Source organism: Vibrio sp. 2-2(8) (genome assembly GCF_963888495.1).
Taxonomy (GTDB): Bacteria; Pseudomonadota; Gammaproteobacteria; order Enterobacterales; family Vibrionaceae; genus Vibrio; species Vibrio anguillarum.
Genome location: NZ_CAWPJM010000053.1, coordinates 95,049 through 110,715 on the forward strand (window position 1 = coordinate 95,049; position 15,667 = coordinate 110,715).

11 protein-coding genes are annotated in these 15,667 nt (G+C 45.2%); 7 read left to right on the top strand and 4 right to left on the bottom strand.

Translation table 11 applies throughout. The features are described 5' to 3' along the window. Positions 1-108: 108 nt before the first annotated feature. Entirely contained in the window at positions 109-1,083 is a 975-nt protein-coding gene (locus tag AACV12_RS15950; RefSeq protein WP_017045356.1) for a TDT family transporter, read from the top strand. A 199-nt stretch (positions 1,084-1,282) separates the two neighbouring features. Further along, positions 1,283-2,464 (top strand): alpha-hydroxyketone-type quorum-sensing autoinducer synthase, encoded by a 1,182-nt coding sequence (cqsA, locus tag AACV12_RS15955; RefSeq protein ID WP_170900854.1) that lies wholly within the window; start codon positions 1,283-1,285, stop codon positions 2,462-2,464. Positions 2,465-2,550: 86 nt separating this feature from the next. Here the strand turns inward: cqsA and AACV12_RS15960 are convergent, their stop codons facing one another. The 4 genes from AACV12_RS15960 to cra form a co-directional block, all read right to left on the bottom strand. Beyond that, positions 2,551-4,602, bottom strand: coding sequence for an ATP-binding response regulator (locus AACV12_RS15960; protein WP_017045355.1), 2,052 nt, complete (start codon positions 4,600-4,602; stop codon positions 2,551-2,553). 154 nt (positions 4,603-4,756) lie between these two features. Further along, complete coding sequence (locus AACV12_RS15965) at positions 4,757-7,798, bottom strand: AAA family ATPase (RefSeq protein ID WP_170900856.1); 3,042 nt, start codon at positions 7,796-7,798, stop codon at positions 4,757-4,759. Then, positions 7,798-8,940 (bottom strand): exonuclease SbcCD subunit D, encoded by a 1,143-nt coding sequence (locus AACV12_RS15970; protein WP_170900858.1) that lies wholly within the window; start codon positions 8,938-8,940, stop codon positions 7,798-7,800. Before AACV12_RS15970 ends, AACV12_RS15965 begins: the two co-directional genes overlap by 1 nt. A gap of 142 nt (positions 8,941-9,082) precedes the next feature. Beyond that, complete coding sequence (gene cra / locus AACV12_RS15975; protein WP_170900860.1) at positions 9,083-10,213, bottom strand: catabolite repressor/activator; 1,131 nt, start codon at positions 10,211-10,213, stop codon at positions 9,083-9,085. Between the two features lie 220 nt (positions 10,214-10,433). Here cra and fruB point away from each other — a divergent pair, with 220 nt between their 5' ends. The 5 genes from fruB to AACV12_RS16000 all read left to right on the top strand — a co-directional run bounded on the left by fruB (position 10,434) and on the right by AACV12_RS16000 (position 15,560). Then, positions 10,434-11,576, top strand: coding sequence for a fused PTS fructose transporter subunit IIA/HPr protein (gene fruB, locus AACV12_RS15980; RefSeq protein ID WP_170900862.1), 1,143 nt, complete (start codon positions 10,434-10,436; stop codon positions 11,574-11,576). Positions 11,577-11,586: 10 nt separating this feature from the next. Beyond that, positions 11,587-12,540 (top strand): 1-phosphofructokinase, encoded by a 954-nt coding sequence (gene pfkB / locus AACV12_RS15985; RefSeq protein ID WP_017050019.1) that lies wholly within the window; start codon positions 11,587-11,589, stop codon positions 12,538-12,540. Positions 12,541-12,558: 18 nt separating this feature from the next. Further along, positions 12,559-14,301: a PTS fructose transporter subunit IIBC gene (gene fruA / locus AACV12_RS15990; RefSeq protein ID WP_017050018.1), complete on the top strand. Its 1,743-nt coding sequence runs from the start codon at positions 12,559-12,561 to the stop codon at positions 14,299-14,301. Positions 14,302-14,442: 141 nt separating this feature from the next. Continuing rightward, positions 14,443-14,820, top strand: a complete 378-nt coding sequence (locus AACV12_RS15995; protein ID WP_231140440.1) for a hypothetical protein — start codon at positions 14,443-14,445, stop codon at positions 14,818-14,820. Between the two features lie 53 nt (positions 14,821-14,873). Next, positions 14,874-15,560, top strand: coding sequence for a DedA family protein (locus AACV12_RS16000; protein WP_026027215.1), 687 nt, complete (start codon positions 14,874-14,876; stop codon positions 15,558-15,560). Positions 15,561-15,667 lie beyond the last annotated feature (107 nt).

The following is a 15,667-nucleotide window of genomic DNA, read 5'->3' on the forward strand; positions in this document are numbered from 1 at the left end:
TGTCTAAGTAACAAATTAGAAGGTGAGATGTTGCACCACAACTCGATAAACTTGATAATGCGCTCGTTTGCTGGCTGCTAGAAATACATTATTCATTTTCTAGAGCAAATGATGACATGGAGTTTATCGTTGAACTGGAAAAGGTTAATTCAAGTACAAAGCACACCGCCCTCTCAAGCGGCGCTAGCATTAGGTGTGATCAGCCTCGGGCATGCGTGGGCGCTTTATATTCCCTCGGTCGGTCTCATTATTCGCCCCTATTTAGCACTGCTCGGTGCATTATTACTGCTGCCTGTCTTGCTAAAATACCTCACCAGCTTCAAGACATTCATGGAGGACATTCGCCACCCTCTTTCAGGTAGCTTGATGGCTCCAATGAGCATGACTTTACTGATCCTAAGTGATTATCTCGCTTTAATTTCACCGATGATTGCTTATCCTATTTGGTTTACCGCGCTCTTGCTGCACTTCACCATGATGCTGCTTTTCTTCAGTTTTCAGGCCATGAACTTTAAAATCAGCCATATTGTACCAAGCTGGTTTCTTTATCCGGTTGGGTTAATCAGTAGCTCGCTCGCTGGCACGCAATTTGGCCACACTGTCTTTTCAGAAACACTCGTCTCTGTCTGTATCGCTATCTATTTTTTTATGCTGCCGTTAGTGTTATATCGTTTGGTGTTTGCTGGAATGTTACCTAAACGCGCACGCCCAACACTCGCCATTATGGCTGCACCTATTAACCTCACCCTCGCGACGTATTTGGTCAACTTCCCTCATCCTGATCCAATATTAACAGGCGCACTGGCTGGCATTGCCATCACCATGACACTGCTTATTTACCTTTGCTATATCCGTCTGCTCAGGCTCAAGTTTCAACCGTCTATTGCTGCTGTGACCTTCCCTTCTGTCATCAGTGCTATCGCCATGCATCGTTTAACCACCTTCTTTGAAGGACAGTACCCGCAATGGCACTGGTTACATCAATTTGGGTTATTTGAATTGACTATTGCTACTTTCTTAGTCGTTTGGGTTTCTATTGGTTATATAAAAATGTATTGGCCTGAATTATTTGCTAATAAATAAAAACCTAATATTTATCTTTAATTAAAAATTAATTAGGGCTGGATAAGCCTAGGCAATGACGAACAATATAAAAGACACTATACCTTAATTTGCAATAGCAGCCAAAATAATAAAAACTCACTCGTGACAATTTTAAATTAATATTCAATATATCCTTTGTCAGCTGGCATTTAATTAAAAACATATAAAGGATATAACCATGAATTCACGTAAGTGGAAACACGAACTACCGGCTTCTATACAATCTAGAATTGACTATTTTATCAATGATTTGATTAATGCAAATGCTAACGGAAAACACCTAGTCCTGGGGAAAAGGCCAACAAAAAACGACATAGTGTTACAAAGTAATGATTATTTAAGCTTGGCTGATCATCCATTAATTAAAGCACGGCTGAAAAACGCCATCGATAAAACACATGATAGTGTTTTTATGTCCGCTATTTTTCTACAAGATGAAGAGTCTAAACCTTCATTAGAAACGAAATTTGCAGAATTTGTAGGCTTTGATAGTTGCCTTCTTTCTCAATCAGGATGGAATGCTAATACAGCCTTGTTGCAAGCTGTGTGCGGGCCACAAAGTAACGTCTACATTGACTTTTTTGCTCACATGTCAATGTGGGAAGGTGCTCGTTATGCTAATGCCAATATTCACCCATTCATGCACAATAATTGTGAGCATTTACAAAAACTGATCGCTCGACACGGCCCAGGGCTCATTGTGGTTGATTCGATTTACAGCACTATAGGTACGATTGCACCACTCACCGATTTGGTCACTATCGCCAAAGAGTATGGATGCGCCATTTTAGTTGATGAGTCGCATTCACTTGGCACACATGGCGAAAAAGGTGCAGGACTTGTCAGTGAATTAGGGTTAACAGCAGAGGTTGACTTTATTACAGCTAGCCTTGCGAAAACGTTCGCGTATCGCGCTGGCGCTATTTGGGCGAATAATAATGTGAATCACTGTATCCCTTTTGTGGGTTATCCCGCTATTTTTAGTTCAACTATTTTGCCTTATGAAGTCGAAGCGTTAGAAGCGACATTGGACATTATCAAATCAGCCGATTCTAAAAGAATTCAGTTGCACCGTAATGCACACACACTGCGTCGTGGACTAAATAGTATAGGGCTAAGCGTACGAAGTGAGTCCCAAATCATAGCGCTAGAAACCGGAGATGAACGAAATACAGAAAAAGTTCGCGATTATTTAGAAGAGAATCAAATATTTGGTGCTGTTTTTTGCAGGCCTGCCACTTCAAAGAATAAAAACATTATTCGGCTTTCGTTAAATAGTAATGTCACTGACTCACAAATTGATACCATATTAACTGTGTGTGAAAAGGCCCAAAATGATAGCAGTCTCTATTTCAAGTAAGTCACGCATCGACATACTAAACCAATGGTGCAATCTCAAATAAGAAGGATAAGGTAAGGAATAACCCTAGGGTTTACCTAGGGTTATTAAATCCAGTGACTTAATTTTTTTAACAATAGCGTTTTATCCGCTGGTTTTAAAACGTAATCATTCATTCCTGATGTACGGATTTTTTCTATCGTTGAAGGGCTATTGTCACCCGTGTGCCCAATAATAGGCACTTTACTGTAAGAAGCGGTGGATGAACGGATAGATAAAGTGGCCGAAATACCATCCATAATCGGCATTTCAATATCCATTAACACCAAGTCAATTGAATTATTGGCCAACATTTGTAATGCTAATTCCCCATCGCTCGCTTGCAGTACTTCATACCCTTGCTTTTCTAGCAACAGAGCGGTGAAACTACGTAAGGAGTGGTTATCATCGACCAACAAAATTCGTTTTTCATAATCATATTGTTTTAACGGGATAACATTTTTATCGGCAATAAGCTCTTCCGTTTCAAAGAGTAGTTCATCAATAATCGCCGATCCATCCAATAACAATTTGTGCTTTTCAATTGGGTAAATGGTTAAATGACGCTCCATCGTCAGCGCGTAACGCTGATTTTGGTCATATAAATAGCAAACTTTTGCTTGTGTAAAATGCAGTTTAGGTTCCAGTTTGGTTAAGTAATCCGGCGTTTCATCCAACGTTTGCAGATCCACAAAGATCAGATCAAACTCAAATTCAAACTCTTCTCGACGCAAAGCACTCTCAGGCTCTAAGACATTAAGCTGGAAACCAAGATAGAACGATTTCTCACTGAGATAACGATTCACTATGCTCGTTTTGCCAATATAAAGCAGAGATTTCGCCTTCATTAGATCGAGTTTAATATTAGCAACGGCTTGCGAATCATACTCGGGAAACGTTAAGGTAAACTCCGTCCACTCTCCAAGTTCAGAACGGCAGATAATATCCCCTCCAAAAGCATGCATTACTTTACGGCAAAAGGGTAACCCCAGACCATAGCTGCCATTTTTACCAAAGGTATAAAAGTCTTTAAAAATATCGTCCAGCAAATGAGGTTCAATACCAACACCATTGTCTTTCACTGTAATTTGGTGGCAATTCTCACTTGATTTCAAGGTGATATGGATATTAAACATATCGTTATTTTGATAGTAGAACGCATTCTTGAGTAGATTGTAGAGCACGTATTTTAACAGTGTACTGCTGCCTAAAAAATCAAAGTCATCCACCACCTTAAGAGTCACTGCCTGCCTGTCTTCTGGTCTTTTATAAGAAAAACTGCGCAGTGCCTCTTCTATAACAGGCTTTACAGCATGCTTTTTAAAGGTCGATGTTGAGACCCTATTTTGATCAATCGAGGTTAACAGCAAATCAATGGTCTCATTACCGGAGCGAATGACTTCATCAGCATCTCTTAATAGCCCAGCAATCAGCTCTAAATCTTTAGACGGTAGCGTATAAGATTCTGATTTGTATGCCGTAGGATTGGGCAATACTGAACCCATTACTTCAATTGACGCTTTTAACGCACTTAATGGATTTCTCATTTCATGCGCAATCCCTGCGCCAAAAGACTTGGCAATCGACACCTTCGCTTCATGTTCAATTTGGTTACGAAAATAAAACAGGTTGCCAAAAATGTAAGTAAATAGAAAAATCGGTACGTACGGCCATTCCACCATCACTCGCAGTTCCGCGTCCATTACGCCATAAGTCACAAAGTAAGCACATGCTAATGCAATGGCGGCTTGAATCAGCATGACTTTTGTTTCGTGGACTAAGAGGATATGGAGGAAAATAGACGCCATGAACGACATCGCCCAGATCGTTGACCAATCGTTCATCAGCATCATGTAGCCAAAAAAGAATGGCAAACAAAATCCTATTGAAAACAAGTAATAGTAAGGTAAGTAGTGCTGTAAATGTTTCGGCGTTGAATTGCGAAAAATAATCCCCGCAAATAAAATGGCGCAAATCGCCCGTAACTCCATACTTTCATAAGGTTGTGGAAAGAGATAAGTCCACACGTAATAATAAAGGGGAAAACCAATGAACCCCATCCATCCCACAAGGGTGAGGTTCGGCTCAGCGTACTGGTATATTTTTTTTACTACGTCCATGTAACCTTACCAAACTGATACATTCATTTTTATAATCATAATTGTGCATAACCTGATTGTGCATAACCTGTTTTTTTGAAAGCGTCGAAGTCAGTTACACTCATCACGCCATACCTATTAATAACTAGCACAAGATAGACCACATTCCCATTCATTATGCAACAAGTCTTATTGAGCTGCCGTTATTTCTCGCCACATCGACATCAATGCGTAAGGCTATTTGCTCTTTCAGCTCTCTCACGTGAGAAATGATGCCGATCGTTCGGCCTCCTTGTTGTAAGTCGACAAGGGTTTGAATCGCCAAGTCCAATGACTCAGGATCTAAACTGCCAAAACCTTCATCGATGAACAGTGTATCCAGTTTAATACCGCCGCTATATGATTGCACCACATCCGATAAACCCAGCGCCAATGACAACGCCGCCATAAAAGATTCACCACCAGACAAGGTCGCCACATCTCGCCATTTTCCGGTGTAGCCATCTTCGACCATCAGATCAAGCCCTGAACCCACATTACCTTTGGCGCGATCTTCTTTACGCTTGAGCAGGTAACGCCCCTTACTCATGATCTGCAGCCTCATTGAGGCTTGGATCAGCACATCATCTAACAGCACGCCAAGAACAAAGCGGTGTAAACTCACTTTAGCGCCTGTTTTGCCGTTGGCGATATCGCTCAAAGTCCCAAATACTTGGTACTCTTGCTCTAAGGCTTCATTTTTTATATGTAAAATAGCGATTTTTTCTTTCACACTGGTTAAGGCATCCATTTTAGACCGTAACGTGCTCCATTGATCCAATGCGCTTTGCTGTAACATGGCTACAGCCTCGACCGCGCTTGCATACTCAGCAAGATTGGGCTCACTTTTTTCACTCAGCTCACTGGCTAATGTTTGAAGCTGGGCGTTTAACGTCGTACTTCTTTCGTCAAATTGTTTGATCTGCTTTTCAAGCTGCTCGATCTGCTGCGAAGATAAACGCGCCTGTAAATAGTGCTCAGTATCGTCGAACTGGCTCTCAATCAGCGCACTGTGCCACTGCTGCTGTGACTGCGTAAACGCATTTTGCCAATGTATCTGGTGTTCGACCGCCGCCGCCAACGCCGCTTTCGCACCAGAAAAATCGGCGTTCGCTTGATTGAAGCGCGCTTTGGTTTCCGCATCTAAACGGTTGAGATTAGCCAATTGCAGCTCTAACTGGGTTAAAGATTCGTTCAAATGCAAACTGTCTTGATACGACTCCGGGATCCCTTGGCTTAAGGCAGAAACTTCGGTCTGCTCTTTGGCAACCGTCAGGGTGGCCTGTTCGACTTTATGCTGCTGCGTTTCAGCATTTTGCTTAGCTTGTGCTAACTGCAGTTCTAATTTTGCCAATTGTTGAACTAATTGCTCTGGATTGAGCGATTCAAGATGAGCAATGGAATGTTCAAGATCGCTTTGAGCTTGCTGCAGTTGCACTAAACTTTGCGTATTTCCAGATAGTGACTCACTCAAACTTGCCATCTCTTGTTCAAGCCGTGCGTATTGGGTCGCTCGTTGCTGTTGCTGTTTTAGCGTTTCTTGCTCTGTGGCCAGTTTGTTTTGCTGTATCGCTCTTGCCTGCTGCACTTGCGCCTTAGTCACCGTTTCTCCGGCATAACGCGCTAATTTAGGATGATCGCAACTGCCACACACCGGGCACTCGTCGCCTTGCTCCAAGGTTCGAGCCAGCTCGGCGGCTTGGTTGGTGTGCCAAATCAGCTCTAATTTATCGGCTTGCTGTTTCGCGTCCAATGTTGCGCGCTGTGCCAAATCAAACTGCTGCTGACTATGGCTCAGTGCAGCTTGCTCTGTGGCTAAACGCTGTTCAAGCTGCTGCAGCTTTAATAAGCGATCAATCTGCTGTTTGATGGTTTCAAGCTCTAAGCGCTGGCCTTTTAACTCAGCCAACTGCTGGCTAACTCTTTCGCACTCTTGACGCTTAAGCATAATTTGCTGCTCAAACTGCTCAACAGCGGTGCGCAAGTTGTGGCGATTTTGCGTCGCGAGCTCCACTTCACGTAAGGCTTGTTGCAGCGCTTTTTGATGATGTTCTCGCTCAACAAGCTTAGTTTTGATTAGGTTTAAGTCATAAATTTGTTGCATCAGATTCGGCACTATTTTGACTTTTTCTGCCGCGTCTTCTTGAGCCGCTTTAGCTTGTTGCCACTGCTGTTGTGACTGTGTAAGCGCTTGTTCTTTTTCGACTTTTACTTGGTTGGCCGCTTCTAACTGACGTTGTGACGATTGTAATTCGTAATAGGGTGAATCTAAGCGCGTAGCTTGCAAGGCTTGATGCCTTTGAGCTTTTACCGCATCGATGACTGACGATTGTGCATCATGATCGGCTTTAAGTTGCACGAGTTGACGCTGCTCTTGAAATTGTTTAGCAAGGGTTTGCGCCGCTTTTTGCTCGCTGCTCGCTGCATCAAACCTTTGCTGGACATCTAGGTACGCTGCGTGAGCGGCCGTTAATTGGGGTGACAGCTCAGCAATGCACGCTTCAAGGTGTGACTCGCTAGTTGCGTTCACGACGTCCAATGCGCCTTTAATTTGGTGATCAAATTCTTCTTTCGCTTTGCGGATCCCCGCCGCTTTCTCAAACAGCGCTCGTTCAATTTGGCTATAAATGTGAGTTTGAAACAACTGACCAAAGATTTGCTCCCGCTCTTTGGAGTTGGCAGTCAGTAATTCACGAAATTTCCCTTGGGGGATGACCATCACTTGGCGAAACTGTTTTACATCTAAACCGATCAATTCCACCATTGCTTTACCGACGGGATTGGGTTTGTTAGCAAGCAATTTCATTTCGCCATCGACCCATTTAAACAAGCTCGCGGCATGAGATTTTTTTGTTGAGCCTTCACCGCGTTTTTTCGGCACTTCTTGGTCGGGCGAGCGATCAACTTGGTAGATTCGCCCGCCAAGCTCAAACTGGTAGCTGATTTCGGTGAGCGTGTGCGGGTCCGCGTAGTCGCAGCGCATTTGATCACCAGTACGCTCACTGCCTGTCGTTTCACCATACAAAGCGTAGCAAATGGCATCGAGCAGTGAACTTTTGCCCGCTCCGGTTGGACCATTAATCAAAAATAGCGGTGAGGCTCCCAAGGCGGTAAAATCCACCACTTCTTTATGAGCAAAGGGGCCAAATGCTTGCAGAGTCAATTTTATTGGACGCATTAGGCTTGGGCCCCCGGCTTTAGGGCTTGAATGACGTCGATCACCGCTTGCTCTTGCGCTGCGGTTAACGCTTCTTGCTTAGCTTCTAAGAAAAAATCGCGGAACATATCCACCTCACCGCGTGCCAAACGTGCACGCCCCATTGTTTGATCAACTCCCACCAACATGCCCGGTTTTTCTAAATGCAGTACGTTGGGGTAGGATTGACGCAGTTTTTCCATCGGGTCCAGTATCGCGTGTTTGTCGGTAAGACGAACTAACAGATAATCGTGGTTGTGTGGGTCTGTTTTGCCTTGCTCGATGATCTCCAGCAACTCACCTTCAATAATACGCATACTATGAGGAGCAGTCAGTGGCACATGCGTGGCGCTGACAAAACCTTGTTCATCAAATTCAACCAAGGTCGCTCCTTTCTTGTGGTGCTGCTCTGAAAAGCTGTATTTCATTAGAGAGCCAGAGTAACGGATATACTCTTCCCCTTTTTTCTGCGGTTGGTGCAGATGGCCGAGCGCAACATAGTCAAAGGGCACAAAGTGCTGATGACTGACACGATCAGAGCCGCCAATGGACAAAGGACGTTCAGAGTCAGATTCGATAGCGCCATCAACAAAGCAGTGGCTAATCATAACGTGACGTTGTGACGAATCCCACTGCGATGTAATCTGCTTAATGAGGTATTGATGGGCTTCATCATGACTGGTTACGGCCTCTCCAAAGTGGTGGCGAACGACTTCAGGGTCGTTATAAGGCATACCATAAAATGCCACTTCACCAGCAATGGCTGATTTTAGTACCACAGGCTGCATCATCTGTTCAAAATTGCTAATAATGTGCAAGCCCGAGTGTTGCATCTGCTTGGCCGCAAAGCCTAAACGCTTCGCGCCGTCGTGGTTACCGGGGATCATAATTAAGGGGATGGAAAGCTCGTTGCACACGCGGTTGACTATATCATCCATCAATTCAATGGCTGCCGTCGGTGGAACTGAACGATCGTAGATATCTCCGGCGACGATTAAAGCATCCACCCGATTACACTGCAGATACTCAATCAACTGATTGAGTACTGCGCGCTGATCATCCAATAAAGAAACGTTGTGAAATTGTCGACCGAGATGCCAGTCAGAGGTGTGAAGAAACTTCATTCCAACCCTAAAAATACCGAAAATCAAAGTGCTTCATAATACGCGATTAACCAAGAAAAGCGACGTAAGATCGAGAAAAACAGAGCTTAGGTTACGTGAATCTTCTTGATGACTTTATAAAAATTAAGCTAAAAAGTGACCATCAATAGATACGAACTTTCAGTTTACGAGGCACCAATTCGATCCCAGCTTGATAACGTTTTGCCGAAGCGTTGAGTGCCAACGCGAGTGCGCTGTCGGCAATCAATTCAAACTGCTGCGGCAACGAGTTGATTTTAATCGGCAAGAAATCAAGTAAACGATTATCACCAAATGTCGATAACTTCACACGATTCATCAAGCTTGGGTTTTCAAACAATACATCTAAAATCCCTTCAAGCAGAGTGTAAGAAGTCGCGACGATCGCATCTGGCATACTGTTATTGGCGATCCATTCATTCACCACTCGTTTGCCCTCTTCTCGATTAAAGTGCGCGCCATAACCGATAACACTGTGCACAGTTTTCGCTCTTAACGCGGCTTCAAAACCCAACTGGCGCTCTTGCGAAATATTAAGCTCTGGTAATGCACCGACCAAACCAACGGTTTTAATCTCCGGCGTTAATAGAGAGTGAGTCAATTCAAACGCGGCGTTGAAATCTTCACTGATCACACAGGCGAAAAATTCATCATCTAACGGACGGTCAATCGCAATAACCGGAGTGCCTGAATGTTGCAACTTGAGATAAAACTCACTGGCGTGAGGAATCGCGCTGGCGACAAATAGCGCATCGATGCGGCGTGAGACCAAGGCATCCACCACCGACATCTCGGTATGCGGGTCATCGTCCGAACAGGCGATGAGAATTTGGTAACCCGCTTGGCGAGAGTTCTGTTCTAACAATTTAGCAAGACGCGCGTAACTGGTGTTCTCAAGATCAGGGATGATGAGCCCAAAAGAGCGGCTATTTCCTGCTCGCAAAGCAGAAGCGGCGTGATCGGGACGGTAATTATGAGCATCCACCACGGCCATCACTTTCTGCTGGGTTTTTTCACTAATGCGGTACTTCTGCGCTTTGCCATTGATTACATAACTGGCGGTGGTTTTAGAGACTCCCGCTAACTTCGCTATCTCATCTAGTGTCATATCAACCACTCTTGTTCTGTGCGTCGGATCATAGAACTCATTTTTTGATCCTTGATGAAGTTGAATTATACGCTGAATCGATTCAGTATAAAAGCTGAAAGGATTCAGCAAAATTACAAAATGATAACTAAGGCTACATTTGACCATCACTTCATCAAAGATCACCAAATGTGAGTGTTATAAAAATGAGCAGTGCGAGTAATAAGTTGAACAGCGCCATTTTTCGTCAAAAATAGGTTTGCTGAATTTTTTTGGGAAAAAAGCTGAAACGATTCAGCTTGAATAAGTCATATTAATAAACTATCACTTAGGTGAAATCTATACTTCAAAGTGATAACGAATTAAGCCGTAAGGCAAAGAGGCCAAAATGCTGCAACTCAATTCCAACAATATTACTTTGGGCCAATCACCCACGAACAAGCAAGAGGCGATTCGAGCTATCGCAGCTGATCTAACCAACAAAGGGTTCATCGAAGCAGGTTATGTCGATGGCATGCTTAACCGTGAAGCTCAGAATTCGACCTTTCTTGGTAATGGTATCGCGATCCCACACGGTACAACCGATACACGTCAACTGGTTAAGCAAACGGGTATTGCTGTTCACCACTTCCCCAACGGCGTTGACTGGGGTAACGACGCAACCGTTTATGTCGCGATTGGTATTGCAGCGAAATCCGATGAACATTTGGGCATTCTGAAGCAACTGACGCAAGTGTTGTCCGCCGATGGCGTTGAAGAGAAACTGAAACAAGCGTCCAGTGCCAATGATGTCATTGCACTCCTCAATGGCGAAGTGCAATTTGAGCCTGATTTTGATGCTTCGTTGATCCAACTGCTTTTCCCTGCCAGTGATATGGTACAGATGAGCGCCGTCGCTGGCGGTTTGCTACGCAATACCGGCTGTGCTGACAATGAATTTGTTGCCGAACTGGTCACGAAAGAGCCAACCCACCTAGGCAAGGGATTGTGGTTAATCAGCAGTGACAAAGCGGTCAAACGCACGGGCATTTCGTTTGTGTCAACCGCCAATGCGTGTGAATACAATCAACTCAACGTCAAAGCCTTGATCGCGATTGCCGCTTGTAATAATGCCCACCAAAACATTCTGGATAAGCTCACGCAGCTTGTGCTTCAGCAGCAGCAAGAAACCTTACTCAATGCGAATGCTGCCCAATTATTGGCTTTCTTCAGCAATGACAATGAACAAGCTCCGGCAAAAGATGAGAGCGCAGCAAGCAAGGTTGCGGTATTCAAAATCAAAAACGCACATGGTCTGCACGCTCGTCCAGGAGCGATGTTGGTGGCCGAAGCGAAGAAATTTGAAGCCAATATCAAAGTGTCTAACTTAGATGGCGACGGAAAAACAGCCAACGCGAAAAGCCTGATGAAAGTCATTGCGCTGGGCGTAAAACATGGCCACCAGCTTCAGTTTTCAGCTGAGGGGCCAGACGCCGAGCAAGCATTAGAATCGATCGGTAAAGCGATTGCTTCTGGTCTAGGTGAAGGGTGAGGATTAAGTCATGACAAATAAAGTCGTCACTATCACGCTCAACCCAGCGCTTGATTTAACAGGTAGCTTGGATGTGCTGAATGTTGGCTCAGTGAGCCTAGTCAAACAAGGTTCACTTCACGCCGCAGGTAAAGGGGTTAATGTTGCGAAAGTACTGAGCGATCTCGGTGCAAAGGTGACTGTGACCGGATTTCTTGGCCGTGATAACCAAGAGTTGTTCTGTCAGCTATTTGATCAAATGGCCGCAATTGATGAGTTTGTTCGTGTTGATGGTGCAACCCGTATTAACGTGAAATTGGTGGAGAAATCGGGCGAAGTGAGCGACATCAATTTCCCCGGAGTTGAAGTGACGCCGCTTGCCATTGAGCAGTTCGAACGCACTCTCGAGAGATTAGCCGCTGATCACGACTATTTTGTGCTCGCTGGTAGCTTGCCACAGGGCATCTCCCCAGCATTATGTGCTTCGTGGATCGAAAAACTGCACTTCATGGGTAAAAAAGTGCTGTTTGATAGTAGTCGTGATGCCCTCAAAGCGGGTCTTGACGCAAAGCCTTGGTTGATTAAACCAAACGATGAAGAGCTTTCTCAATTTGTGGGGCGTGAACTACACACTCCTGAGCAATGCCAAGCTGCCGCCGCGCAACTGGCCGAAAAAGGCATTGAAAATATCGTGGTGTCGATGGGAGCAAATGGCGTGATGTGGTTGAACCAACATCAATGGCTTCATGCAAAACCACCACGTATGCAGGTCGTTAGCACTGTTGGCGCAGGCGATACTTTAGTCGCGGGCCTTTGCTGGGGACACATGCAGCAGATGGAAAAAACAGAACTGCTTACTTTTGCCACTGCCCTCTCTGCGTTAGCTGTTACGCAAGTCGGCGTGGGTATGTCAAACCGAAAACAACTCGAAACCCTACAACAACAAATCCAATTACAACCCGTTAGCTTAAGCGCTAACTCATAAGGACAGAAGGTCGTAACTATGAAGATTGCTATTATTACCGCATGCCCCAGTGGCGTTGCAAACAGCATCATTGCTGCCGGGCTGCTTGAACAAGCGGCAAAATCGCTCAATTGGACCGCTGTGGTTGAATGTCATTCCAGCATCATTCAAGGCCATACGCTCTCTAGCAGTGAAATCGACAACGCAGATGTGGTGGTTATTGCTCGTAATACACCAATAGATACCACCCGCTTTATCGGCAAAAAAGTGTACCAAAGTGACATTTCAGCCTGCACGTCTGATCCCGTTACTTTTTTAAACAGCGCGATAAGTGCAGCGACTATCCTAACTGAGCAAGAGGCAAAAACGGTGTCTGCGCCAGTCGTAACGCAAGCTGCTAAAAAAATCGTGGCTATCACCGCTTGTCCAACGGGTGTTGCACACACCTTTATGGCGGCAGAAGCGCTAGAAAACCATGCAAAACGCCTTGGCCACCAGATCAAAGTAGAAACACGGGGTTCTGTGGGCGCGAAAAACCAACTCACGGCACAAGAGATTGCTGATGCGGATTTGGTGATCATTGCGGCCGATATCGAAGTGCCACTCGATCGTTTCAACGGCAAAAAACTGTACAAAACCAGTACTGGCCTTGCACTGAAAAAAACCGAGCAAGAGATCACCAACGCGTTTAACCAAGCGTCTATTTATACGCAATCGTCAGCGTCTAATAATAATCAAACCGAAGAGAAAAAAGGGGTGTACAAGCACCTGATGACTGGGGTATCTCACATGCTTCCTGTCGTAGTCGCGGGTGGTTTGATCATCGCACTCTCTTTTGTGTTTGGTATTGAAGCGTTTAAAGAGCAAGGCACATTGGCGGCAGCGCTGATGACCATTGGTGGCGGTTCAGCCTTTGCATTAATGATCCCTGTCATGGCGGGTTTTATTGCGTTCTCGATTGCTGACCGTCCGGGGCTTGCTCCTGGTTTGATTGGCGGGATGCTGGCAAGCTCTACCGGAGCCGGTTTTCTTGGCGGTATTGTGGCCGGTTTCATTGCAGGTTACGCTGCTAAATTCATTGCAGATAAAGTCTCCTTACCTCAATCGATGGAAGCGCTAAAACCAATCCTCATCATTCCATTTGTGGCGAGTCTCTTTACTGGCTTGGTGATGATTTATATCGTCGGTGGCCCTGTATCGAGCATCATGGCTGCAATGACTGAGTTCTTAAACAACATGGGCTCAGCCAACGCCGTACTTCTGGGTGTAATCCTAGGCGCGATGATGTGCTTTGACTTAGGTGGGCCGATTAATAAAGCAGCGTATACCTTTGGTGTTGGTCTACTTGCTTCGCAAACTTACGCACCAATGGCCGCTATTATGGCTGCGGGTATGGTGCCAGCGTTAGGTATGGGCCTTGCGACTTTCCTTGCCAGAGACAAATTCGAAGCCGGTGAACGTGAAGCGGGTAAAGCCTCATTTGTACTAGGTTTATGCTTTATCTCTGAAGGGGCAATTCCATTTGCAGCGAAAGATCCAATGCGCGTTATTCCAGCTTGTATGGCAGGCGGCGCGTTAACGGGTGCACTGTCTATGTTGTTTGGCGCGAAATTAATGGCTCCGCACGGCGGCTTATTTGTCCTACTGATACCAAATGCGATTACACCTGTACTGATGTACCTAATCGCGATTGCGGCTGGTACGGCGGTGACTGGCTTTGGTTACGCCTTCCTTAAAAACCGCGCAAAAGCGAGCGAGAGCTCAACCGCGGCAGCAATATAATTTGCATCATTAATATCTAACCATCATGAGTGAGCAGCAGCGCTGCTCACTTTTTCACGCTTTTCCAGGGCTAAAATTCCTTTACACGCACCGCTGACACGCCGCATACTCACCCTCAGTTTAAGTAGCCTCGCGATAGTTATGATCCAGTCATTGATGTTTGCCTTCTTGTTTAGCTTATTGAGCCTGTTCTCCTCGCTCAACCTCAATGCTACACAAAGCTTTTCGGCGAGTGAGTCTACGACAATCCAGCATGTTCGTTTTTCCAGTCATCTATTTTTTGTTGATCGTGATGCAGCGATATTAACCACAAGGCATGAAACGCCACGAGTCAGTGGGCTTCGGTTAATCTCAGATGACGACGAAAAGACGAGCGCAGAAACTACCCTACTTTCTTACATTCTCAGTACCACTGCGTTTGTCGTCATTTGTTCTCTGTATATAGGTCAATCAACTCACGTTTTTGTGCGTAAAGCACTGCAATTTTCCAACCTGTATTCACGCTTCGCCCACGCTTAACACCTTTTTCAATCGGACCAATTATTACTATTTACTGATTGAGGAAGCTTGTTATGAATACTTTTTTGTCTATTTTCTCTGCCTTATGGCATCAAGATCTGTTTGCGCTACAACAGGTCGATCTGTCGTTACTTTACCTCTGCATTGGGTTACTTATCTTCGTTGAAAGTGCATTTATTCCAGCAGCGCCGCTGCCTTGCGATAGTGTGATTGTACTGTGTGGTAGCCTTGCGGCCGTTGGGGTACTCAACCTGTATGCCATTATTGGCGTGCTGGTTTTTGCTGGTTGGCTGGGCAGTGCGATCGCCTTTTATCAAGGCCACCAACTTAAAGAGTGGCGATTAGTCTCAACTTGGCTCAACAAAGTCTCAGAAAAACAGTGGCGCACTACCGATAACTTGATCCAAAGGTATGGGCTACTGGCCATGTTCATGGGGCGCTTTCTGCCGGTAGTTCGTTCTTTGCTGCCTATGGTAATGGGGCTGCGTAATGCAGTAACACCAACACGCTTCCTGCTCGTCTCACCACTGAGCGCGCTGGCGTGGATTCTGTTTTTGGTCGGCTCAGGCTTAGGTATTTCTCTTTTGCCCGACAAGCTTGCCAAAATAGCCAATCATGCGTTGATATTAGCACCACTGATGACACTGTTGATCGCTATCTCAACGGTACTAGTGGGTTGGTTAATGCGTAAACGTTCACTGCAAAAAGCCCCTCGTATCAGTGAAGAAAGCCAATTATAGCGGCCTTACGCCACGGTTCAAATGGCCGTGGCGTTTGTAATCGAATGAGCATAGCAGCGAGCCACGCTGACAATAGATAAAAAAAGGGCTCAAAAGAGCCCTAAAAC